Source organism: Knoellia aerolata DSM 18566 (assembly GCF_000768695.1).
Taxonomy (GTDB): Bacteria; Actinomycetota; Actinomycetes; order Actinomycetales; family Dermatophilaceae; genus Knoellia; species Knoellia aerolata.
In genome coordinates, this window is sequence record NZ_AVPL01000060.1 from 1 (window position 1) to 21,226 (window position 21,226).

General features: G+C 71.5%; 17 protein-coding genes. 8 read left to right on the forward strand and 9 right to left on the reverse strand.

Annotated elements, in window-relative coordinates:
- Window positions 1-44: 44 nt before the first annotated feature.
- Genes treZ through glgX form a run of 3 tightly spaced genes read right to left on the reverse strand, consistent with a single transcriptional unit; the run spans window position 45 to window position 6,393 of the window.
- Window positions 45-1,784 (reverse strand): malto-oligosyltrehalose trehalohydrolase, encoded by a 1,740-nt coding sequence (treZ, locus tag N801_RS15950; RefSeq protein WP_052113206.1) that lies wholly within the window; start codon window positions 1,782-1,784, stop codon window positions 45-47.
- A complete protein-coding gene (gene treY, locus N801_RS15955; RefSeq protein ID WP_245618482.1) occupies window positions 1,781-4,195 on the reverse strand; it encodes a malto-oligosyltrehalose synthase in 2,415 nt (804 codons plus the stop codon). Before treY ends, treZ begins: the two co-directional genes overlap by 4 nt.
- A 47-nt stretch (window positions 4,196-4,242) precedes the next feature.
- Entirely contained in the window at window positions 4,243-6,393 is a 2,151-nt protein-coding gene (gene glgX / locus N801_RS15960; protein ID WP_035939959.1) for a glycogen debranching protein GlgX, read from the reverse strand.
- 170 nt (window positions 6,394-6,563) lie between these two features.
- Here glgX and fabG point away from each other — a divergent pair, with 170 nt between their 5' ends.
- The 4 genes from fabG to N801_RS15980 are packed head-to-tail and all read left to right on the forward strand — an operon-like array spanning window position 6,564 to window position 9,291.
- A complete protein-coding gene (gene fabG, locus N801_RS15965) occupies window positions 6,564-7,319 on the forward strand; it encodes a 3-oxoacyl-ACP reductase FabG (RefSeq protein ID WP_035939961.1) in 756 nt (251 codons plus the stop codon).
- A gap of 1 nt (window position 7,320) precedes the next feature.
- Window positions 7,321-8,400, forward strand: coding sequence for an acyltransferase family protein (locus N801_RS15970; protein WP_035939963.1), 1,080 nt, complete (start codon window positions 7,321-7,323; stop codon window positions 8,398-8,400).
- Between the two features lie 16 nt (window positions 8,401-8,416).
- A complete protein-coding gene (locus N801_RS15975) occupies window positions 8,417-8,779 on the forward strand; it encodes an ArsR/SmtB family transcription factor (RefSeq protein WP_035939964.1) in 363 nt (120 codons plus the stop codon).
- Window positions 8,776-9,291, forward strand: a complete 516-nt coding sequence (locus N801_RS15980; RefSeq protein ID WP_052113207.1) for an SRPBCC family protein — start codon at window positions 8,776-8,778, stop codon at window positions 9,289-9,291. Before N801_RS15975 ends, N801_RS15980 begins: the two co-directional genes overlap by 4 nt.
- A gap of 431 nt (window positions 9,292-9,722) precedes the next feature.
- Here N801_RS15980 and N801_RS15985 read toward each other — a convergent pair whose 3' ends face one another.
- Complete coding sequence (locus tag N801_RS15985) at window positions 9,723-10,877, reverse strand: acyl-CoA dehydrogenase family protein (protein WP_035939966.1); 1,155 nt, start codon at window positions 10,875-10,877, stop codon at window positions 9,723-9,725.
- 79 nt (window positions 10,878-10,956) lie between these two features.
- On the opposite strand from N801_RS15985, the gene N801_RS15990 reads away from it, so the two are divergent.
- The 3 genes from N801_RS15990 to gdhA all read left to right on the forward strand — a co-directional run bounded on the left by N801_RS15990 (window position 10,957) and on the right by gdhA (window position 13,753).
- Window positions 10,957-11,598, forward strand: coding sequence for a TetR/AcrR family transcriptional regulator (locus tag N801_RS15990; protein WP_035939985.1), 642 nt, complete (start codon window positions 10,957-10,959; stop codon window positions 11,596-11,598).
- Between the two features lie 11 nt (window positions 11,599-11,609).
- A complete protein-coding gene (locus tag N801_RS15995) occupies window positions 11,610-12,335 on the forward strand; it encodes a class I SAM-dependent methyltransferase (RefSeq protein ID WP_035939968.1) in 726 nt (241 codons plus the stop codon).
- 68 nt (window positions 12,336-12,403) lie between these two features.
- Window positions 12,404-13,753, forward strand: a complete 1,350-nt coding sequence (gene gdhA / locus N801_RS16000; protein WP_035939970.1) for an NADP-specific glutamate dehydrogenase — start codon at window positions 12,404-12,406, stop codon at window positions 13,751-13,753.
- Between the two features lie 36 nt (window positions 13,754-13,789).
- Here gdhA and N801_RS16005 read toward each other — a convergent pair whose 3' ends face one another.
- Window positions 13,790-14,701: an LLM class F420-dependent oxidoreductase gene (locus tag N801_RS16005; protein WP_035939972.1), complete on the reverse strand. Its 912-nt coding sequence runs from the start codon at window positions 14,699-14,701 to the stop codon at window positions 13,790-13,792.
- Between the two features lie 49 nt (window positions 14,702-14,750).
- On the opposite strand from N801_RS16005, the gene thpR reads away from it, so the two are divergent.
- Window positions 14,751-15,335: an RNA 2',3'-cyclic phosphodiesterase gene (gene thpR, locus N801_RS16010; protein ID WP_035939974.1), complete on the forward strand. Its 585-nt coding sequence runs from the start codon at window positions 14,751-14,753 to the stop codon at window positions 15,333-15,335.
- On the opposite strand, the gene ettA is transcribed toward thpR, so the two are convergent.
- The 4 genes from ettA to N801_RS16030 all read right to left on the reverse strand — a co-directional run bounded on the left by ettA (window position 15,322) and on the right by N801_RS16030 (window position 21,099).
- The gene (gene ettA / locus N801_RS16015) at window positions 15,322-17,004 is read right to left on the reverse strand and encodes an energy-dependent translational throttle protein EttA (protein ID WP_035939976.1); all 1,683 of its coding nucleotides are present in this window, start codon (window positions 17,002-17,004) and stop codon (window positions 15,322-15,324) included. The two genes, thpR and ettA, sit on opposite strands and share 14 nt — an antisense overlap.
- Before the next feature lie 43 nt (window positions 17,005-17,047).
- Window positions 17,048-17,566 (reverse strand): single-stranded DNA-binding protein, encoded by a 519-nt coding sequence (locus N801_RS16020; protein WP_052113208.1) that lies wholly within the window; start codon window positions 17,564-17,566, stop codon window positions 17,048-17,050.
- Between the two features lie 153 nt (window positions 17,567-17,719).
- Complete coding sequence (locus N801_RS16025; protein WP_035939979.1) at window positions 17,720-19,387, reverse strand: YfjP family GTPase; 1,668 nt, start codon at window positions 19,385-19,387, stop codon at window positions 17,720-17,722.
- On the reverse strand, window positions 19,384-21,099 hold the full coding sequence (locus N801_RS16030) for a GTPase family protein (RefSeq protein ID WP_035939981.1): 1,716 nt from the start codon (window positions 21,097-21,099) through the stop codon (window positions 19,384-19,386). The genes N801_RS16025 and N801_RS16030 overlap by 4 nt, the downstream gene beginning before the upstream one ends.
- Window positions 21,100-21,226 lie beyond the last annotated feature (127 nt).

Below are 21,226 nucleotides of genomic sequence, written 5' to 3' on the forward strand. Positions count from 1 at the left end.
ACGGCCGGAATGCGCAATAAGTCGGGGGCGGGTCAGCGGGCGGGTCAGGGGTAGGTGAGGTCGGCGGTCTCGGGGTCCGCGCCGGGGGTGGCGCGGGTGACGGAAACGGCGACCCGGTCGTGGGCGAGGTCGGCGGTCACGGTGAGGCCGCGGTGGGTCATGACGAAGCGGTCGCCGTCCGCCTCGATGCGGCAGGTGACGTCGGCGAACCTCGTCTCGCCGATCCCGATGACCTCCCGGCGCAGGGCGATGAGGCGGCGGTACCAGGCGAGCAGCGAGGCGTGCGGCTCCGCGGACAGGTCGTCCCAGCGCAGCACGCTCGCGTCACGGGTCGAGCGCGCCTGGGGGTCGGGCACCGCGTCGGCCCAGCCGTGCGACCCGAACTCGGCCCGCCGGCCGGCGCGGACGGCCTCGGCCATGCCCTCGTCGGTGAAGTCGGTGAAGAACTGCCACGGCGAGGACGCCGCCCACTCCTCGCCCATGAAGATCATCGGCGTGCCCGGGCCGAGCAGGTAGAGCGCGGCCCCGATGGCGGCGCGACCGGGCGTGATCGCCGCGCTGATCCGGTCGCCGGTCGCGCGGTTGCCGACCTGGTCGTGGGTCTGGAGGTAGGTCACGAGGCGCCGGCCGTCGAGGGTGTCGACGTCGACCGGCCGACCCCACTCGTGACCGCGGAAGCTCGACCACGTGCCGTCGTGCAGGAAGCCGCGGGTGAGGACCTTGGCGAGCACGTCGAGCGGTCCACCGTCGGGCATCGCCCGCGTGCCGCCGCCGAAGTCCTCGTAGTAGCCCTGCGTCTCCCCGGTGAGGACGACGTGGAGGCCGTGGTGCACGTCGTCGGCCCACTGCGCGGTCATCCCCATCCCGCCCTCGGCCGTGGGCGTGACCATGGCGGTGTCGTTGAGGTCGCTCTCGGCGATGAGGTCCAGCGGGCGACCGAGCTCACCAGACAGATCGGCGACGGCGTCCGACAGCTCGACGAGCAGGTGTCGCTCGGACTCGTCGACCAGCGCGTGGACCGCGTCGAGCCGGAGGGCGTCGACGTGGAAGTCGCGCAGCCACCGCAGGGCGTTGTCGACGATGAACGCGCGCACGACGTCGGAGCCGGGCGCGTCGAGGTTGACCGCCGGACCCCACGGGGTCATGTGCGCCTGGGTGAAGTACGGGCCGAACCGACCGAGGTAGTTGCCGCTCGGGCCGAGGTGGTTGTAGACGACGTCGAGGCACACGCCGAGCCCGAGCCCGTGGCACGCGTCGACGAACCGCTGGAAGGCGGCTGGGCCGCCGAGGGCGTCGTGGACGGCATACAGGTCGACGCCGTCGTAGCCCCAGCCCCAGCGACCCGGGATCGCCGCGACGGGCAGGATCTCGACGACGTCGACGCCGAGGTCGACGAGGTGACCGAGCCGCTCGACCGCCGCGTCGAACGTGCCCTCCGGGGTGAACGTCCCGACGTGCAGCTCGTAGACGACGCCGCCGAGCGTGCCGGCGCCCTCGCGCGGGCCGCGCCAGTCCGCGTCGCCCCACGCGTGGGCGGAGGCGTCGAAGACCCGGCTGGGCCCGTCGACGCCGTGCGGCTGCCACGCGCTGCGCGGGTCCGGCAGCGCCGGCTCCGCACCGTCGAGCACGAAGGCGTAGTCGAGCTCTGCGCATGCCGGTCCGTCACCGTCCCAGCGCCACCACCCGTGGGCGTCCCGCACCATCGGCTCGCGCCGGACCTGCTCGCCCGGGGCGCCGAGCTCGATCTCGACCCGCTCGGCCGTGGGGGCCCAGACCTCGATCACGGCGTCCTCACCAGCAGTGCGACGGGAAGGTCGACGAGCAGCCCGGCCAGCGGAACCGACCCGGAGAAGGTCTCGGAGTCGTTCTCGGACAGCAGGTTTCGCCACTCACCCGCCGGCAGCACGGCGTGCGCCGAGCCCCATCCGCCCGACGCGGCCAGCTGGTCGGCCTCGCGGGTGATCACGGCGACCACCTGCGGGCCGTTCTCGTCGCCCCGGGCCAGTGCCAGCGCGTGCTCGGACGTCACGGCGACGCCGGCGTAGGAGGCGCCGTCACCGACGAACCACCCGGGGTGCGCCCGACGGAGCCGCAGGGCGGTGGCGGTCACGAGGAGCTTCTCGTCGTCGAGGTCGCGCGCACGCTCCCCCGCGTCGAGCCGGGCCAGCCGCTCGACGCGCGCGGCGTAGTCCACGGCCCCGCGGTTGTCCGGGTCGACCAGGGTCAGGGCCTGCAGCTCGGCGCCCTGGTAGACGTCGGGGACGCCGACGGTGACGAGCTGGAGCAGCTTCTGCGCGAGGACGTTGGAGCGCACCGACGCGCCGTGCAGCGACAGCCACGTCTCGACGTGGGTGACGACGGCGGGGTCCGACACGACGGCGCGGGCGAAGCGCACGACGGCCGCCTCGTAGTCGGCGTTCCCGTCGACCCAGGCGGTGTGGTCCTTGGCCTCGCGCACGGCCTTGAGGAGGTAGCCCTCGATCCGGTCCGGGCTGATCGGCCAGGCGCCGAGCGCCGTCTGCCAGATGAGGTACTCCGTGGCGTCGTCGAGGAGCGGGTCGTGCTGTGCCGCAGCGAGTTCGGAGGCGTCTCGCACCCACTCCTCCCACTCCGACGCACTCTCGGCCAGGGTCATCAACCGGGCGCGCACGTCCTCGGAACGCTTGGTGTCATGGGTCGTCAGCGTCGTCATCGTCGACGGCCAGGTGGCGGCCTGCCGGGCGGCGAACTCATGGAACGAGTCGGCGCTGATCGACAGGTGTGACGGGTGACCGCCGACCTCGTTGGCGCCGGTCATGCGGAACCAGCGGTAGAACGCCGTGTCCTCGATGCCCTTGGCCATGACCGGTCCGCAGGTCTGCTGGAAGCGCACGACGAAGTCGTCGACCAGCGCGCGGTCCGCGGCGACGGGCGCCTCGCCGAGCGCGAGCGAGACGACGAGGTCGAGGTCAGGGTGCGCGGCGGCCCGCAGCAGACCGCGTGCCCGCCCGGCCGCGTCCTCGAGGACGGCCCGCTGCTCAGGGTCCACGGGCGCACCCGGCACGACGTACGCGCGGTAGCGGTCCATCGACACGAGCAGCGCGGCCAGGGCCTCGCGGGCGAGTTCCGGGTGGAGCCCGGGGTGGCAACGGTGCACGAGACGCAGCAGCCGGTTGACCTCGGCGGCCTGCACCGACGCCACGACGAGCTGCTTGGCCTCGAGCACGACGTCGTCGAGCGACTCGCGACCGGGGGCGTGCTCCGCCCACAGGCGGTCGAGCACGTCGTCGCCGGCCCCGGCGGTCAGCACCTGTTGCACCCGCAGCAGGGTGTCGTAGCCGGTCGTCCCGGCGCACCGCCAGGACGACGGCAGCTGCTCCTCGCCCTCGAGGATCTTCTCGGCGACGACCCAGGCGTCCCCGGTCTCGTCGGCGAGCCGGGCGAGGTAGCCACCCGGGTCGGCCAGACCGTCCGGGTGGTCGATGCGGAAGCCGTCGATCGCACCATCGCGGAACAGCGACAGCAGCAGCGCGTGGGTCGCGTCGAACACGGCCGGGTCCTCGACGCGGACCGCCGTCAACGTCGTGACGTCGAAGAACCGCCGGTAGTTGAGGTCCGCCGCACCGTCCCGCCAGTGGGTGAGCCGATAGGCCTGTGCCGCAACGAGATCGGCGAGGCCCAGATCCTCGGTCCCGGGGCGGACGGGGTACTCGTGGTCGTAGTAGCGCAGCACCGTCTCGGTGCCGTCCGCTCCCCCGTCGTGGGCCACCGACAGCTCGCCCGCCGCCAGCACCTCGTCGAGGGACGAGCCCAGCACCGGCATGAGGACGCGGTCCCCGTCGACGTCCCAGTCGACGTCGAACCACGAGGCCGCCTCCGACCCGCGCCCGTCGCGCAGCAGCGACCAGAGCGGGGCGTTGAGGTGCGTCGTGCCCGGCACGGTCATGTGGTTGGGGACGACGTCGACGACGATCCCCAGCCCGTGCTCGTGGGCGGCCGCGACGAGCCGGTCGAACGCCTCGCGCCCACCCGCCTCCGTGTTGAGGGCGTCGTGGCTCACGACGTCGTACCCGTGGGTCGAGCCGGGCGCCGGCTGCAGGATCGGCGAGAGGTAGAGGTGCGAGACCCCCAGCGAGGCGATGTATGCCGCCTGCGCCGCCGCCGCGTCGAACCCGAACCCACCGTGCACCTGGAGCCGGTAGGTGGAGGTGGGCACGGCGCGACGGGCACCGTGGACGACGACGGGCGCGGCCGGCATACGCATCAGAGCTGGCGCTCGGAGGTGGCGGCCCCGACCGTGGGGACGACCTTCTCGCGCGGGGCGCGGAGCACGACCACGGCGCGGGCCCCCACGACGACCTGGGCCCCGGCGTCGTGCCAGCCCGGGTCGACGACGTCGGCGCAGGTGTCGATCTCGGTGACCCAGCGCTCGCCCCACTCGGTCGCGGGAATGGTGAACGACGCCTGCTCGTGGTCGGCGTTGAAGAAGACGAGGAAGTCGTCGTCGGTGATCATCTGCCCCCGCGAGTCGGGCTCGTGGATGGCACCACCGTTGAGCCACATCGCGACCTGCAACGTGTCGCCCTCCCAGCCGAACTCGTCCATCGGCTCGCCGGTGGGCTGCAGCCAGTAGATGTCACCCAGCGTCGACTGCCCGCCGTGGTCGGCGGAGCCGGCGAAGAAGCGGCGACGCCGGAAGACCGGGTGGGTGCGGCGCAGCCTGACGACCGCCTTGGTGAACTCCAGCAGCTGGAGCTGGTCCTCGTCGAGGTTCCAGTCGACCCACGCGAGCTCGTTGTCCTGGCAGTAGACGTTGTTGTTGCCGTTCTGGGTGCGCCCGATCTCGTCACCGTGGCTGATCATCGGCACGCCCTGCGAGAGCAGCAGGGTGGTGAGGAAGTTCCGCAGCTGTCGCAGGCGCACCGCGCGGATCTCCGGGTCGTCCGTCGGCCCCTCGACGCCGTGGTTCCACGAGCGGTTGTGGCTCTCGCCGTCGTTGCCGTCCTCGCCGTTGGCCTCGTTGTGCTTCTCGTCGTAGGAGACGACGTCGCGCAGCGTGAACCCGTCGTGGGCGGTGATGAAGTTGATCGACGCGATCGGCTTGCGGCCGCTGTGCTCGTAGAGGTCGCTCGATCCGGTGATGCGCGAGGCGAACTCGCCCAGCGTCGCCGGCACGCCCCGCCAGAAGTCGCGGACGGTGTCGCGGTACTGGCCGTTCCACTCGGTCCACAGCGGCGGGAAGTTGCCGACCTGGTAGCCGCCGTCGCCGACGTCCCAGGGCTCGGCGATGAGCTTGACCTGGGAGATGACCGGGTCCTGCTGGATGATGTCGAAGAAGGCCGAGAGCTTGTCGACCTCGTGGAACTGGCGGGCCAGCGTGGCGGCGAGGTCGAAGCGGAAGCCGTCGACGTGCATCTCGGTGACCCAGTAGCGCAGCGAGTCCATGATGAGCTGGAGGACGTGCGGGCTGCGCATGAGCAGGCTGTTGCCGGTGCCGGTCGTGTCGTAGTAGTGCTGCTTGTCCGAGTCGACGAGGCGGTAGTAGCTCGCGTTGTCGATGCCGCGGAAGCAGATCGTCGGGCCGAACTCGTTGCCCTCGGCGGTGTGGTTGTAGACGACGTCGAGGATGACCTCGATGTCGGCCTCGTGCAGCGCCTTGACCATCGCCTTGAACTCGGTGACCTGCTGCCCCTGCTGCCCCTGGGCGTAGGAGTTGTGCGGCGCGAGGAAGCCGATGGTGTTGTAGCCCCAGTAGTTCGTGAGCCCCTTCGCCTGGAGCGAGGTGTCCTGCACGAACTGGTGCACCGGCATGAGCTCGATGGCGTTGATGCCCAGGCCCTTGAGGTGGTCGATGATCACCGGGTGGCCCAGCGCGGCATACGTCCCGCGGATCTCCTCGGGCAGGTCCGGGTGCGTCATCGTGAGGCCCTTGACGTGCGCCTCGTAGATGACGGTGTCGTGGTACTCGTGGCGCGGCGGCCGGTCGTGGCCCCAGTCGAAGTACGGGTTGATGACGACGCTGAGCATCGTCTTGCCCAGCGAGTCCTCGGTGTTGCGCCGCGAGGGCTCCATGAAGTCGTACGAGAAGATCGCCTGGTCGTCGGAGACCTGCCCCTCGATCGCCTTGGCGTAGGGGTCGAGCAGCAGCTTGCTCGGGTCACACCGGTGCCCGGCCTCGGGCTCGTACGGCCCGTGCACCCGGTAGCCGTAGCGCTGGCCCGGCTGCAGACCGGGGAGGTAGCAGTGCCACACGAAGTGGTCCACCTCGGGCATCTCGATGCGGGTCTCGACGCCCTCGTCGTCGATGAGGCACAGCTCGACCTCCTCGGCGATCTCGCTGAACAGCGCGAAGTTCACCCCACTGCCGTCGTACGTTGCACCCAAGGGGTATGCCGTTCCGGGCCAGATCTCCATGGCCGCCTTCCGCGTCGTGTCGTGTCGTGTCGTGTGCCGAGCTCGGTCCTGCGTCTCACCCGGGACGGCGGCGGCCCGTGCGGCGCGCTCAGCCGCTCAGAGAGGTGGGCTGGGTATGGTTCGCGCAGTCGCATAACCTACCAATCCCTGAGCACCTCGAGGAATCCGTCGTGACCCCTGTCCGCACCGCCATCGTCACCGGAGCCGCGCGCGGCATCGGGGCAGCCACCGCCCGGCGCCTCGCGAAGGACGGGTACGCCGTCGCGGTCCTCGACCTCGACGAGGCGGCGTCGGAGGCGGTGGCCGCGACGATCCGTGCCGCCGGGGGCTCCGCGATCGGCGTCGGGGTCGACGTCGCCGACGCGGAGCAGGTCGCGGCGGGCGTGGCCCGGGTGGCGGACGAGCTCGGCCCGCCGGTCGTCCTCGTCAACAACGCGGGCATCATCCGCGACAACCTCATCTTCAGGATGACCGAGGCCGACTGGGACTCGGTGATGAACGTCCACCTGCGCGGTGCCTTCCTCATGACCCGGGCCTGCCAGGCGCACATGACGGAGGCGTCGTTCGGTCGCATCGTCAACCTGTCCTCGTCCTCGGCGCAGGGCAACCGCGGCCAGGCGAACTACTCGGCGGCCAAGGCCGGCCTCCAAGGCTTCACCAAGACCCTCGCGATCGAGCTCGGCCGCTTCGGCGTGACGGCCAACGCCGTCGCGCCGGGCTTCATCCAGACCGACATGACCGCCGCCACGGCCGAGCGGATCGGGGTGCCGTTCGAGGAGTTCCTCGCGCACGCGGCGTCGCAGACCCCGGTGGGCCGCGTCGGTCAGCCCGAGGACATCGCCGCGACCATCTCGTTCCTGTGCTCGGAGGAGGCCGGCTTCGTCTCGGGGCAGGTCATCTACGTGGCCGGGGGGCCGCTCGACTGACATGGCCGACGCCTCCCAACGCCAGCGGGCGTTCGACGTCGCCCGCGGCATCGCGATCCTCGCCATCGTCGTCGGGCACGTCCTGCGTGGTCTGACCGCCGCCGAGCTGGTGCCGCGCACGTCGCCGACCGTGCTCGAGGTCGACGACGCGCTCTACGTGTGGCACCTCACGGTCTTCGCGCTCCTGGCCGGGGTGTTCCTCCGACCCGGCGTCGACAAGCACGGGGTGGGCGGGTACCTGCGGTCCCGGCTCCCCCTGTTCGTCTACCTGTATGCCGTGTGGACCCTCGTGCAGGCGTTCGCCCGGTTCGTGACCGGCCGGTCGGGCGACAGCGAGGAGGCGCTCGACAACGTGTTCACGGCGCTCCTCGTGGCCGACGGGCCGCTGTGGTGGCTCGGGTTCCTCGTGCTCGTGAGCGTGGCCGGGGCCGTGGCCCGGCCCTGGGCCTCGCGGGCGCGCGCCGTCGTCTCGACCGTCGTCGTCGCGGGCGTCTCGGTCGCAGCGTGGGGCTGGACCGGTCCGTGGGTGTTCCTCGAGGGCGTCGCGCTGACGAGCTTCTTCTGGCTGGGGATCCTCCTCGGGCGTGAGCGCGTGGCCCGGCTCACGGCCCTGCCCGTCGCCGTGTGGGTCGCCGCGGCCGGGATCGGGGTCGGCGGTGCGCTGCTGGTCTTCGTCGACCCGATGCCACCGAGCTCGTGGATGGGGCCGCGGACGGTGAGCGCGCTGGCGCTGGGCGTCCTCGCCTCGGCGGTGCTGTGCGCCGGGGTCTTCGGGCTGTCCGGGCTGCTCACCCGGACCGCACTGGCGCGTCCCCTCGGGTTCCTCGGCGAACGGTCGCTCGAGGTCTTCCTCGCGCACGTCGTCGCGACGACGCTCACCCGTCGGGCGCTCTCGGGCGCGGGCGTGGACGAGGTGTGGATCCACCTCGTGGTCGGCAGCCTCGCCGGTGTGCTGCTCCCGCTGGCCGTGTGGTGGGCCGGGCGGGCCGTGGGCTTCCCGTGGCTCTTCCGGCTGCCGCCGCGGCTGCAGGGGCCGGGGCCGACACCGCGGCAGCAGACTCTTGACCGATCGGTTAATTAACCGCTACGTTAAGTGCATGGCCGACCCGCTCAGCACCACGTTCGCCGCCTTGGCGGACCCGACGAGACGGGCGATCCTCGCCCGCCTCTCCTCGGGCGACGCCACGGTCGGTGAGCTCGCCGAGCCCTTCGCCATGTCGCTCCCGGCGATCTCGAAGCACCTCACCGTGCTCGAGCGCGCCGGCCTCGTCACCAAGAGCCGAGATGGGCAGCGGCGCCACTGCCGGATCTCGGTCGCACCCCTCCAGGACGCGACGTCGTGGCTCGAGCTCTACCGCAGGCACTGGGAAGAGCAGTTCGACAGCCTCGGCGAGTACCTCGCGACCATCCACGAGCCCCCTCGCGGGGGACGACCCGACCCGACCCAGGAGAAGTCATGAGTACCAACGCATCGACCCGCACCACCCACGCCCACGAGCGCGCCACCATCGAGACCGACGGCGCGGAGATGGTCGTCACCCGCACCTTCCCCGCGTCCGCCGACCTCGTCTTCGAGGCGATGACCAACCCCGAGCACATCCGCAAGTGGTGGGGCGCCGGGCACGGCGAGATGACCGTCTGCCAGGTGGACCTGCGCGAGGGCGGCGCCTGGCACTTCGCGCAGCGCGCGTCGTCCACGGGTGACGAGGTCTCGTTCTCCGGGCACTACCGGCAGATCGAGCGCCCCGGACGCCTCGTGCACACCGAGCGCTTCGACAACGTCGAGAGCCCCTACTCGGTGATCGACACGACCTACACGGAGTCCGACGGGAAGACCCACATGCGGGCCGTCATCACCTACGACTCCCCCGAGACGGTCCAGGCCGTCCTCGACTCCGGTATGGAGAGCGGGATGCAGGCGTCCTACGACGCCATCGACGACGTCCTCGCCGGGCTCACCACCGGTCGCTGACCACCCTCACCTGACGACCCGGCATACGCCAGCGTCCGCAAACCTGGTCACCTTCCCGACCAGGGTTGCGGACGGTGGCCGTGCCCCCGCTGCTGCTGCGTCCGCAAAGGTGGTCGACTTCCCGACCAGGGTTGCGGACGCCAGCCGTGCCCGCTGCTGCTGCTGCGTCCGCAAAGGTGGTCGGCTTCCCGACCAGGGTTGCGGACGCCGGCCGTGCCCGCTGCTGCTGCGTCCGCAAAGGTGGTCGGCTTCCCGACCAGGGTTGCGGACGCTGGCCCTGCCCGCTGCTGCTGCGTCCGCAAAGGTGGTCGACTTCCCGACCAAGGTTGCGGACGCAGGCCATCGCGTATGCCGTGACGCGCTTCGCGCGCGCCCGCCCGGACCCGCTCGGCGCGCTCCGACCCGCTCCGACCCGCTCCGCCAGGACTTCGTCAGAGGCCCAGGTCGCGCCCGATGAGCTCCTTCATGATCTCGTTCGAGCCGGCCCAGATCTTCGTGACGCGGGCGTCGCGCCAGGCGCGGGCGACGCGGTACTCGTTCATGAACCCGTAGCCGCCGTGCAGCTGGACGCACTCGTCGAGCACGTCGTTCTGCACCTGCGCGCTCCACCACTTCGCCTTCGCGGCGTCGACGGCGGTGAGGTTGCCCTGCGCGTGGGCGATGACGCAGTCGTCGACGTAGGCCTCGGCCACCTCGATCGCGGTGACGAGCTCGGCGATCTTGAACTTGTTGTGCTGGAACGAGCCGATCGGCTGGCCGAAGGCCTTGCGCTCCTTGGCGTACTCGATGGTCTCGAAGAGGATCGCCTTGGCGTGGGCCACGTTCGACACCGCAGCGCCGACGCGCTCCTGCGGGAGTCGCTGCATCATCGAGATGAAGCCCATCCCCTCCTCACCGATGAGGTTCTCGGCCGGGACGCGCACGTCCTCGAAGAACAGCTCGGCGGTGTCGGACTCCTCCTGCCCGACCTTGTCGAGCTTGCGGCCCCGGGTGAACCCCTCCATGCCGGTCTCGACCATGAGCAGCGAGATGCCCTTGGCGCCCCTGCTCGGGTCGGTGCGGGCGGCGACGATGACGAGGTCGGCCTGGTAGCCGTTGGTGATGAAGGTCTTGGACCCGTTGAGCACCCAGCCGTCGGAGCCGTCGTTCGCGCGGACGGCCGTCGTCCTGAGCGCGGCGAGGTCGGACCCGCCCCCGGGCTCGGTCATGGCGATGGCGCAGATCTTCTCGCCGGCGGCCATCGGCGGGAGCCAGCGCTGCTTCTGCTCCTCGGTGCCGAGGTCGACGATGTAGGGCGGGCAGACGTCGCTGTGGATGCCGAAGCAAGAGGACGCCGCGGCGTTGAACCCCGAGATCACCTCGGCCGAGACCGCGTTGAAGCGGTAGTCCCCGGCGCCGGCGCCCCCGAACTCCTCGGGGATGTCGAGCCCGAACAGCCCCTGCTTGCCCGCTTCGAGCCAGATGTCACGGTCGATCGTCTTGGCCTCGAGCATCTGGTCGGCTCGCGGCTTCAGGGTGCGGTCGACGAACTCCTGCACCGAGGCGCGGAACGCCTCGTGGTCCTCGTCGTAGATGTTGCGGGGCATGGGGGACTCTCCTCGGCGGCGGACCTGTCGTTGACTAAGCGCTTGCTTAGTCTCACGGCCGTCGGGCATGCTGTCAACCATGGCGACCAGCACCGGAACCCCCCTCTCCGAGCAGAGCATCCTCGCCACCCTCGAGGACTCGGGGGACACGACCGGGGCCACCGCGGTGCGCCTGATGATGGCGGCTGCCGACGCGTTCGCCGACCGCGGTTTCCACGCCACGACCACCCGCGACATCGCCTCCCGGGCCGGCCTCTCCCCTGCCGGCGTCTACGTGCACTTCACGTCCAAGGAGGACCTCCTCTTCGAGCTGAGCCGCCGCGGCCACCAGACCGCCCGCGACCAGCTCGTCGCCGCCGCCGCCGCCGCGGACTCCCCGACCGAGGCCCTGCGCTCCCTCATCGCCGGCTTCTCCCGGTGGCACGCCGAGCACCACCAGCTGGGGCGCATCGTCCAGTACGAGTTCCGCCACCTCACCCCGCAGCACCGCGACACCGTCCTCGCCCTCCGCAAGGAGATCGACGCGGTCGTCCGCGACGTCCTCGTCCGGGGCGTCGCCGAGGGCGAGTTCGAGGTCGACGACGTCCCCGCCACCGCCCTGGCGCTGCTCTCCCTCGCCGTCGACGTCGCGCGGTGGTACTCCCCCGAGATTCGGCGCACCCCCGCCGACATCGCCCGCACCAACGGGGAGCTGGCCGTCAGGCTCGTGGCGCGGCGCTAGGCTTCGGCACCATGACCGACGTGGGAGGACACGGGGGCTCCCCGTCGATCGAGCAGCCCGACTACTGGTGGTACCTCGCCCGGACCGACCTGCTCCACGCGGCCCTCAGCGGGTTCGCCACCGGCCGCACGACGGTGCTCGACATCGGCAGCGCCGACGGGCCGAGCGCGAGCTGGCTCCACGACGGCACGCGCCGCCTCGCCTCGCTCGACATCGACCCGCGCGGCCTCCGGTCCAACGGGGTCTGCGGCTCCGCCCTGGCGCTGCCCTTCGCCGACGGCGCCTTCGACATGGTGTCGGCCTTCGACGTCATCGAGCACTGCGACCCCGAGGCCGAGGCGCTGGCCGAGGTGCACCGCGTCCTCGCGCCCGGGGGCCGGCTCCTCATGGCGGTCCCCGCCTACCAGTGGGCCTGGACCGACTTCGACGTCGCCAACGGGCACTTCCGCCGCTACACGAGGAAGCGCGCGGTGGCCGCCGTGGAGCGGGCCGGCTTCCGCGTGGAGCGCGCGACGTACGCCTTCACCTCGGTCTTCCCCGGCTTCGTCGCCGAGCGCCTGGCCCGCCGCCTGCGCGACCGCACACACACGGGCCCGGTCGACGTCGTCGAGGTGCCGCAGGTGCCCCGCGCGCTGCACCACGCCCTGCTCGCGGCGACCCGCGTCGACGAGGCGCTGCTGCGTCGCGTCGACCTCCCCTTCGGCAGCTCGGTCTTCGTCGCAGCCACCAAGCGCTGAGTCCGCCGCCGTGCCCAGCCCGTGGTCACCGGGCCCCGACCCACGAGGCTCCCACTAGCGTCTCGCCGATGGGCCAACTCGACGAGAAGCTGCACCCCGTCTACGCGGAGGTGCTCGCTCGCAACCCCGGTGAGACCGAGTTCCACCAGTCGGTGCACGAGGTGCTCGACAGCCTCGGCCCGGTCGTCACGAAGCACCCGGAGTACACCGACTCCGCGGTGATCCGTCGGCTGTGCGAGCCCGAACGTCAGATCATCTTCCGGGTGCCGTGGGTCGACGACGCCGGCAACGTCCAGATCAACCGCGGGTTCCGGGTGGAGTTCAACTCGGCCCTGGGCCCGTACAAGGGCGGGCTGCGCTTCCACCCCTCGGTCTACCTCGGGATCGTCAAGTTCCTCGGGTTCGAGCAGATCTTCAAGAACTCCCTGACCGGCATGCCGATCGGTGGCGGCAAGGGAGGCTCCGACTTCGACCCCAAGGGACGCTCCGCCGGCGAGGTCATGCGCTTCTGCCAGGCGTTCATGACCGAGCTCTACCGGCACATCGGCGAGTACACCGACGTTCCCGCCGGCGACATCGGGGTCGGGGGCCGCGAGGTGGGCTACCTGTTCGGGCAGTACAAACGGATCACCAACCGCTACGAGTCCGGTGTCCTCACCGGCAAGGGGCTGACCTGGGGTGGTTCCCAGGTCCGCACCGAGGCCACCGGCTACGGCACGGTCTTCTTCACCCAGGAGGTCCTGCGTGCCCGCGGCGCGTCGTTCGACGGCAAGCGGGTGGTCGTGTCCGGCTCGGGCAACGTCGCGACCTACGCGATCGAGAAGGTGCACCAGCTCGGGGGCACGGTCGTGGCCTGCTCGGACTCGTCCGGGTTCGTCGTCGACGAGTCGGGGATCGACCTGGCGCTGCTCAAGGAGGTCAAGGAGGTCAGACGTGGCCGCCTGGCCGACTACGCCGAGCTGCGCGGCGCCGGGGCCTCGCACACCGAGCGCGGGAGGGTCTGGGAGGTTCCCTGCGACATCGCCCTCCCCTGCGCCACCCAGAACGAGCTCGAGGAGCAGGACGCGGTCGTCCTGGCCCGGAACGGCTGCACCATCGTCGCCGAGGGTGCCAACATGCCGTGCACGCCGGAGGCCGTGCGCGCCCTGACCGAGGCGGGCGTCACCTTCGCCCCGGGCAAGGCGGCCAACGCCGGCGGTGTCGCCACGAGCGCGCTCGAGATGCAGCAGAACGCGTCCCGGGACTCCTGGACCTTCGAGCACACCGAGGAACGACTCGCCGAGATCATGCGCGGCATCCACGACCGGTGTCTCACCACGGCCGACGAGTACGGCAGCCCGGGCAGCTACGTCGCCGGCGCCAACATCGCGGGCTTCATCCGGGTGGCTGACGCGATGCTCGCGCTCGGCGTCATCTAGACAGCCGCCACCGCCGACTCGGGTGGCGCCCCGCGTTCACCACGGCGCGGCGGTCACCGGCTCCAGCTGGCGGACCATCTCGGCCAGGTGCTCGTATGCCGTGTCGTCGGTGTCGTTGCCCATCGAGACGATGACGTGGTCCAGCCCGACCTCCGCGAGCCGGCCGTAGCGCTCGACGGCCTCGTCGACGGAGGTGGTCCGGTCCCCGGTCGCCGACCTGCCACCCGGCGAACCGAGGGTGAGCCGCGACAGCGCGGTCACCTCGATCTCGCGGGGGTCGCGATCGACGTCGTCGCAGTGGCCCCGGAGGATGGCGAGCCGCGCGGCCATCGCCTCCGGCCCGGCGTCGAAGAGGTTGCAGGCGTCGGCGTAGGTCGCGACCAGACGGAGCGTCTTCTTCGGCCCGCTGCCGCCGACAAGGATCGGCGTTCGACGCAGCGGCGCGGGGACGTTGAGGGGACGTTCCAGCGTGTAGTGCGTGCCGGCATACGGGCTCTGGTCGCCGTCGAACATCCGGCGCGCGATCTGCAGCGTCTCCCCGAGCAGCTCGAAGCGCTCGGAGACCGCGGGGAAGGGCACGCCGAGGCCGCGGTGCTCCTCCTCGTTCCACGCAGCGCCGATGCCGAGCCAAGCGCGGCCACCCGAGAGCACGTCGAGGGTGGTCACCGTCTTGGCGAGCAGCCCCGGGTGCCGGTACGTCACCCCGGTGACGAGGGTCCCGAGCTCGATGCGCTCGGTGAGCGCGGCGGCATACGCGAGCGCGGTGTAGCCCTCGAGCATGTCGAGCTCGGGTGGGCCGATGCCCGAGATCTGGAAGAAGTGGTCCATGACCCAGAAGGACGCGAGCCCGGCCGCCTCGGCGTTCTGGGCGATCCGCCCGAACGTCGGCCCGATCGACGCCGGCGCGCCGGGCCACGAGAAGAAGGAGACCTGCAGTCCGCATCGCATGGTGTGATCCTGCTCCCGGCAGGAGGCCAGGGACAAGCACAATGGCCGGGTGCGAGTCTTCGCCGCGGTCGTGCCACCGGCGCAGGCCCACGCCCACCTCGAGTCGTTCGTCGAGGTGCGCCGCGACGTCCGCTCCGAGCTGCGCTGGACCCCGTCGCACCTGTGGCACGTGACGTTGGCGTTCATGGGCGAGGTGGCGGAGCACCTGGTCGACGACGTCATCGACGCCGTTGCGGACGTGTCGGCCCAGCACGAGCCGATTCCGTTGCGGCTCAACGGTGCCGGCACCTTCCCGAACCCGGCGCAGGCTCGTGTGGTCTGGATGGACGTCCGCCCCGAGGCGCCGGGTGCGCTCGGCGACCTCGAGTCGCTCGCGCTCGGGGTGCGCCGGGCCTGCGCACGAGTCGGCGCCTCACCGGCCGGCGGGGACTACCGGCCGCACCTCACGCTCGCCCGCTCACGACGCCCGTTCGAGGCCACACACTGGCTGCGGGTCATGGACGCGTATGCCGGCCCGCCCTGGACCGCCGACGAGGTGACCGTCTTCGTGTCGCACCGGGGCACGGGAAAGGGCAGGCCGCACTACGAACCCGTAGCGGCCTGCCCTCTCGGCGCGAGCGTCAGTCGCGGGTGAGCTTGCGGTAGGTGACGCGGTGCGGACGGGCGGCGTCCGGACCGAGGCGCTCCACCTTGTTGGTCTCGTAGGCCTCGAAGTTGCCCTCGAACCAGTACCACTTCGCCGGGTTCTCCTCGTCACCCTCGTAGGCGAGGATGTGCGTCGCGACCCGGTCGAGGAACCACCGGTCGTGGCTGATGACCACGGCGCAGCCGGGGAACTCGAGCAGCGCGTTCTCGAGCGAGCCGAGCGTCTCGACGTCGAGGTCGTTGGTCGGCTCGTCGAGGAGCAGCAGGTTGCCGCCCTCCTTGAGCGTCAGCGCGAGGTTGAGGCGGTTGCGCTCGCCACCGGAGAGGATGCCGGCCTTCTTCTGCTGGTCCGGCCCCTTGAAGCCGAACTGCGAGACGTAGGCGCGGGACGGGATCTCGACCTGGCCGACCTGGATGTAGTCGTGGCCACCGGAGACGGTCTCCCAGAGGTTCTTGTTGGGGTCGAGGCCGCCCCGGCTCTGGTCGACGTACGAGATCTTCACGGTGTCGCCGATGTCGACGAGCCCGCTGTCGGCCGGCTCGAGACCCACGATCGTCTTGAAGAGGGTCGTCTTGCCGACGCCGTTGGCGCCGATGACACCGACGATGCCGTTGCGCGGCAACGAGAACGAGAGCCCGTCGATGAGGACGCGGTCGCCGAAGCCCTTCTTGAGGTCCTTGATCTCGATGACCTTGCTGCCCAGGCGCGGGCCCGGCGGGATCTGGATCTCGTCGAAGTCGAGCTTGCGCGTGCGGTCGGCCTCGGCGGCCATCTCCTCGTAGCGGGCGAGACGGGCCTTGGACTTGGTCTGGCGGGCCTTGGCGTTGGAGCGAACCCAGTCGAGCTCCTCCTGGAGGCGCTTGGAGAGCTTGGCGTCCTTCTTGCCCTGGATCGCGAGTCGGGCCTGCTTCTTCTCGAGGTAGGTGGAGTAGTTGCCCTCGTAGGGGTAGGCGCGGCCCCGGTCGAGCTCGAGGATCCACTGCGCCACGTTGTCCATGAAGTAGCGGTCGTGGGTCACGGCGACGACGGCGCCGTGGTAGCCGGCAAGGTGCTGCTCGAGCCACAGGACGGACTCCGCGTCGAGGTGGTTGGTCGGCTCGTCGAGGAGCAGGAGGTCCGGCTTCTGCAGGAGCAGCTTGCACAGGGCGACGCGGCGACGCTCGCCACCGGAGAGCACCGTGACGTCGGCGTCCGGCGGCGGGCAGCGCAGCGCGTCCATGGCCTGCTCCAGCTGGGAGTCGAGGTCCCAGGCGTCGGCGGTGTCGATCTCCTCCTGGAGCTTGCCCATCTCGCTCATGAGCGCCTCGAAGTCGGCGTCGGGCTCGCCCATCTCCTCGGAGATGGCGTTGTAGCGGTCGAGTTTGGCCTTGATCTCGCCCGCACCCTCCTCGACGTTGCCGAGGACGGTCTTGGACTCGTTGAGCTCCGGCTCCTGCATGAGGATGCCGACGCTGTAGCCCGGGGTGAGCCGCGCCTCGCCGTTGGACGGCTGGTCGAGACCGGCCATGATCTTGAGGACGGAGGACTTGCCGGCGCCGTTGGGACCGACGACGCCGATCTTGGCTCCGGGAAGGAATGACAGGGTGACCTCGTCGAGGATGACCTTGTCGCCGTGCGCCTTGCGGGCGCGCGACATGACATAGATGAACTCGGGCATGGGGCAAGGCTATCGACTGCCCGCCCCATCCCCGAATCGTCACTCAGACCGCGACCCGGTCCTCCGGCCCGTCGGGCACCGGGGCCAGCGGGCGCTCGGCGGTCTCGTAGGGGTCGGTCTCGGGGTCCCCGAACCCGACCTGCTCCTCCTCCACGGTGCGGATCGCGTCGTCGAAACGGTCGCCGTTCCCGTAGGACGGCTTGACGACCTTCTCGTAGGCGGTCTGCCCCCACGTCAGGTCGTGACCCACGCCGTTGGCGTTGATGCTCACGGAGTGGCCCAGGCTGCCGTCGTCCCGCTTGTACTCGCGAGCGGCGAGCTTGCCCGTGACGACGACCGGGTCGCCCTTCTTGATCGACTGGAGGACGTTGGCGCCGAGGTAGCCGAAGGCGAACACGGTGAACCAGGACGTCTCACCATCCTCGAAGGAGCCGGGGGCCACCTGTCGACGTGGGGTGGTGGCCACCCGGAACGTGGCGAACGGGTTGCCGTTGCTCTTGGCGCTCTTCATCTCCGGGTCCGTCGCGACCCGCCCCTGGACGGTGACGATGCAGTCCTGCATGAGTGGTCCTCCTCTGGTCGGGCTCCGCTGGTGCGGTGCGCTGTGACCAGAGTCGGCAGCCGCCGCCACGCGGGCAACCGCCGCAGAGCTCGGCTGTGGACAGTCCGGGTGACACTCGCCCCCTGTGGACGACGTCGACCGGCCGGCGTGGACTCAGACCTTGGCGGCCGCGTCGAGGTGGGCCCGCGTCTGCGCGTGCCGATCGAGGACGGCGGTCACCGGCGCCAGGATGCGCTCCTGTGCCACCTCGGCGATCGAGCTCCGCAGCCGCTTGTCGACGACGACTCCGCGGCGACGCGCACCGATCCCGGCGAGGAAGCGGGACACCAGCGCGAGCAGCAGCCCGGCGAGCACCCCGCCGACGAGCAGCAGGAACGGCCAGGGCAGCGGGCCCCACGTCGGCGTCTCGATGCTCGGGAACTGGAGCCACCCGAGCAGCATGAGGACGAGGACCCAGACCAGGCCGGCGAGGGCGGTGAGGGCCAGCAGGACCTGCACCAGGCCGACGACCCGCCACCAGAGCGGGGTCCGGGAGCGCAGCGAGGTCCCGATGACCGCCTGGTCGAGGGCGTCGGCCATGGCGTGACCGGGAGGAGCGGCGGCGTCGCCGACCGCGTCACCCCACGGCGTGGGAAGGGCCGAGCCCGCCTTGTCGGCGAGGGTGCGGGTGGCGAGGTCGACGGCTGCGCGAGCGGCCGGGGTGGGCGGCGGCAGGGACGAGCGTCCGAGCACCGAACGCACGTCGGCGGCACTGACGGTGACCGCCCCGCGGCCGTCGTCGAGCCGCAGGCGGCGGAGCGGACGCGGCTTGAAGCGCTGGACCCAGCGGGTCATCGGCCAGCCGGTGTGCTGGATGGCCTGCATCTGGTAGTCGCGCTCGACCGCGTGGACGACGGTGGGGACGCCGGCGGAGCGGGCCAGGGCGTCGACGAGCTCCCGCTCACCCGTGGCCTTGATCTCCGGCTCGGTGTCGGCGACGCCGGGCCTCAGTGCCGCGACGGCCTGCCGCACGTCGGCGGCGAGGCGGGCACGGGCGGCGTTGGCTCCGGTGACCGCGTTGCTCAGGCGCTGGCCCAGCACGTCGATGCCCGTCCCGGTCCGGGCGGAGGTGGGGATGACGGTCGCGCCGGGCATGCCGTCGCGGGCCATGAGCCGCTCGAGGTCGGCGACGCACTCGTCGATCTCGGAGGCGGAGAGCCGGTCGGCCTGGTTGAGCACGACGAGGGTCACCGCGTCGTGGGTCGCGAGCGCGGACACGTAGTCGTCGTGGAGCCGGGCGTCGGCGTACTTCTGCGGGTCGGTGACCCAGACGAAGACGTCGACGAGCTCGAGGACGCGCTCGGCCTCGACCCGGTGCGAGGTCTCGCGGGAGTCGAAGTCGGGCAGGTCGAGCAGGACGAGCCCGTCGAGGGACCCGACGGAGCCCGCCGCGCGGGTGTCGGCGTCGACGTGGTGGCGGGTCGCGACCCCGAGCCAGTCGAGCAGCGGCCCGGCCGGCTCGTCACCCCACACGGCAGCGGTGGGCGTGGAGGTCGTGGGCCGGCGCGCACCGACCGTGGCGACGTCGGTGCCGACGAGGGCGTTGAAGAGCGAGGACTTCCCGCTGCCCGTCGCACCGGCGAGCGCGACGACGGTGTGGCCGCCGACGAGCGAGGTCCGCTCCCCCACCTTGGTGACCACCGCAGCGGCCCTGGTGGCCGGGGCCTGGGGCAGCTGAGCGCCCCCGGTCTCGAGGGCGGACTGCAGCGACGTGGCGGCGGCGCTGAGGGACTCGGCGGACACGCCCTCGACGCGGGCACTGCCCATCCGCAGTGGGCTCATGCATTCACCTCGCGCACGCGGGTCGCGGCGGCGTTCAGCGCGGCCGACTGCTGGTCGGTGTCTCCCACGGCGGCGACGGCGGCGGCATACCGGTCCTGCTCCGCGGCATACAACGTCTCGACGTGGTCGAGCAGGCTCCTGCGCGCCTTTGCCGCCATCTCGCGCACCGCCTGGTCGCCGAAGATCGCCTCGAGCACCCGCTGCGCCAGCACCGACGTGCCACCCGCGATGCCGACCTCGGCACCGGTGAGGCCGCCCGTGGCCGCGAACGACACGAGCATGAGGAAGAGCCCGATGGCATTGACACCGTATGCCGCGATCCGGGCGTTGGTGCGTCGGTTGCCACCTTCGCTGCGGACGATGTCGAAGACCTCGCCCTGCCACTGGCGCACCATTGCCTCGACCCGCGGGTTGAAGTCCGGGGAGGGCTTGGCCAGCTCGGGGTGCGCGGCCAGCAGCGCCTCGCCACCGGGGAGCCGTCGCCACTCGCGGGCGGTGTCGGCCGAGGCGGCGCTCGCGTGCGAGACGAGGAGGTTGGCGACGCCGGACTGGAGCGCCTCGCCGAGGTCCTCGGCGGGAGCGGGCTGGCCCTTGATGCTCGCGGTGATCTTGTCGCGCCACTTGGACAGGGTCGACTCGATCTGGCGGAAGAACTCGCCGGTGCCGACGAACTCCTGCCAGCGCGCGAGGACCTCGCCGCGCAGGAGGGTCCCGTCGGTCATGCCGTCCTTGACGCCCTCGGTCGCGTGGTCGTAGTTGTCGGCAGCGGCGGCGGTGAGGGCGCGCGCGGCGGCGGCCTGCTCGTCGGAGGCCCTGGCGAGGGTCGACGTGCGCCCGGACAGCGAGTCCATGGCCCCCTTGAGGGTCTGGCTGACGACGACCGCGCGGGCCCGCGAGTCGCTCGCGAGCGCGTCCAGCCACGCCGTGAGCCGACCCATGGACTCCGGTGGGAGGAAGCCGTCGCTCGTGAGGTCGGACTCGGGGACGGTGAAGATCGGTGCGGTCGGCAGTCCCTGCTCGCGCAGCATCGAGGCGAGGTGGGGACGGATCTCGTCGACCGCCTCGGGAGCGATGCGGTCGAGGACGATGGCGACGGCGGTGCCGCGCTCGGCGGCGGTGCGCAGGAGGTCCCACGGGACGGCGTCGGCGTAACGGGCGGCCGTGGTGACGAACAGCCACAGGTCGGCGGCCGACAGCAGCTGGGTGGCGAGCTCGCGGTTGGCCTGGACGACGGAGTCGATGTCGGGGGCGTCGAGCAGCGCCATCCCCGCAGGAAGGGTCGACGAGGGGACGAGGCGGACGGTGCCGGGCTGGCCCTCCTCGCCGGGGCCGCCGGTGACGCGGGCCAGGCTCGGGAGGATCCGCTGGTCGGCGAACCACCGCTGGTCCTGGGGGTGGTGGACGAGGACGGGGCTCGTCGTCGTCGGTCGGAGCACGCCGGAGCGGCTCACCCGGGCCCCGACGATGGAGTTGACCAGGGTCGACTTGCCGGCCCCGGTCGAGCCGCCGACGACGGCGAGCAGCGGGGCGTCGATCGAGCGCAGACGCGGCAGGACGTAGTCGTCGAGCTGGTCGAGGAGCTCCTTGCGGACCGCGAGCCCGGGGGCCTGCCCGGGGGTGCTCAGCGGGAGGACGGAGGCCTCCACCGCGTCACGCAGTCCGGCCACGGCCTCGACGAGGACGCTCGCTCGGGCGGTGTCGGATGCGGTCACGACGTCACCCTAACGACTTGCGGCCCCCACGCGGGCCGCCGGGCCGGGGCCGTGATCGGGACCGGCCCGGCACGATCGGGTTCGCGAACCGTCCGGGTGCTTGTGATGTGTCGGGACATCGCTGACA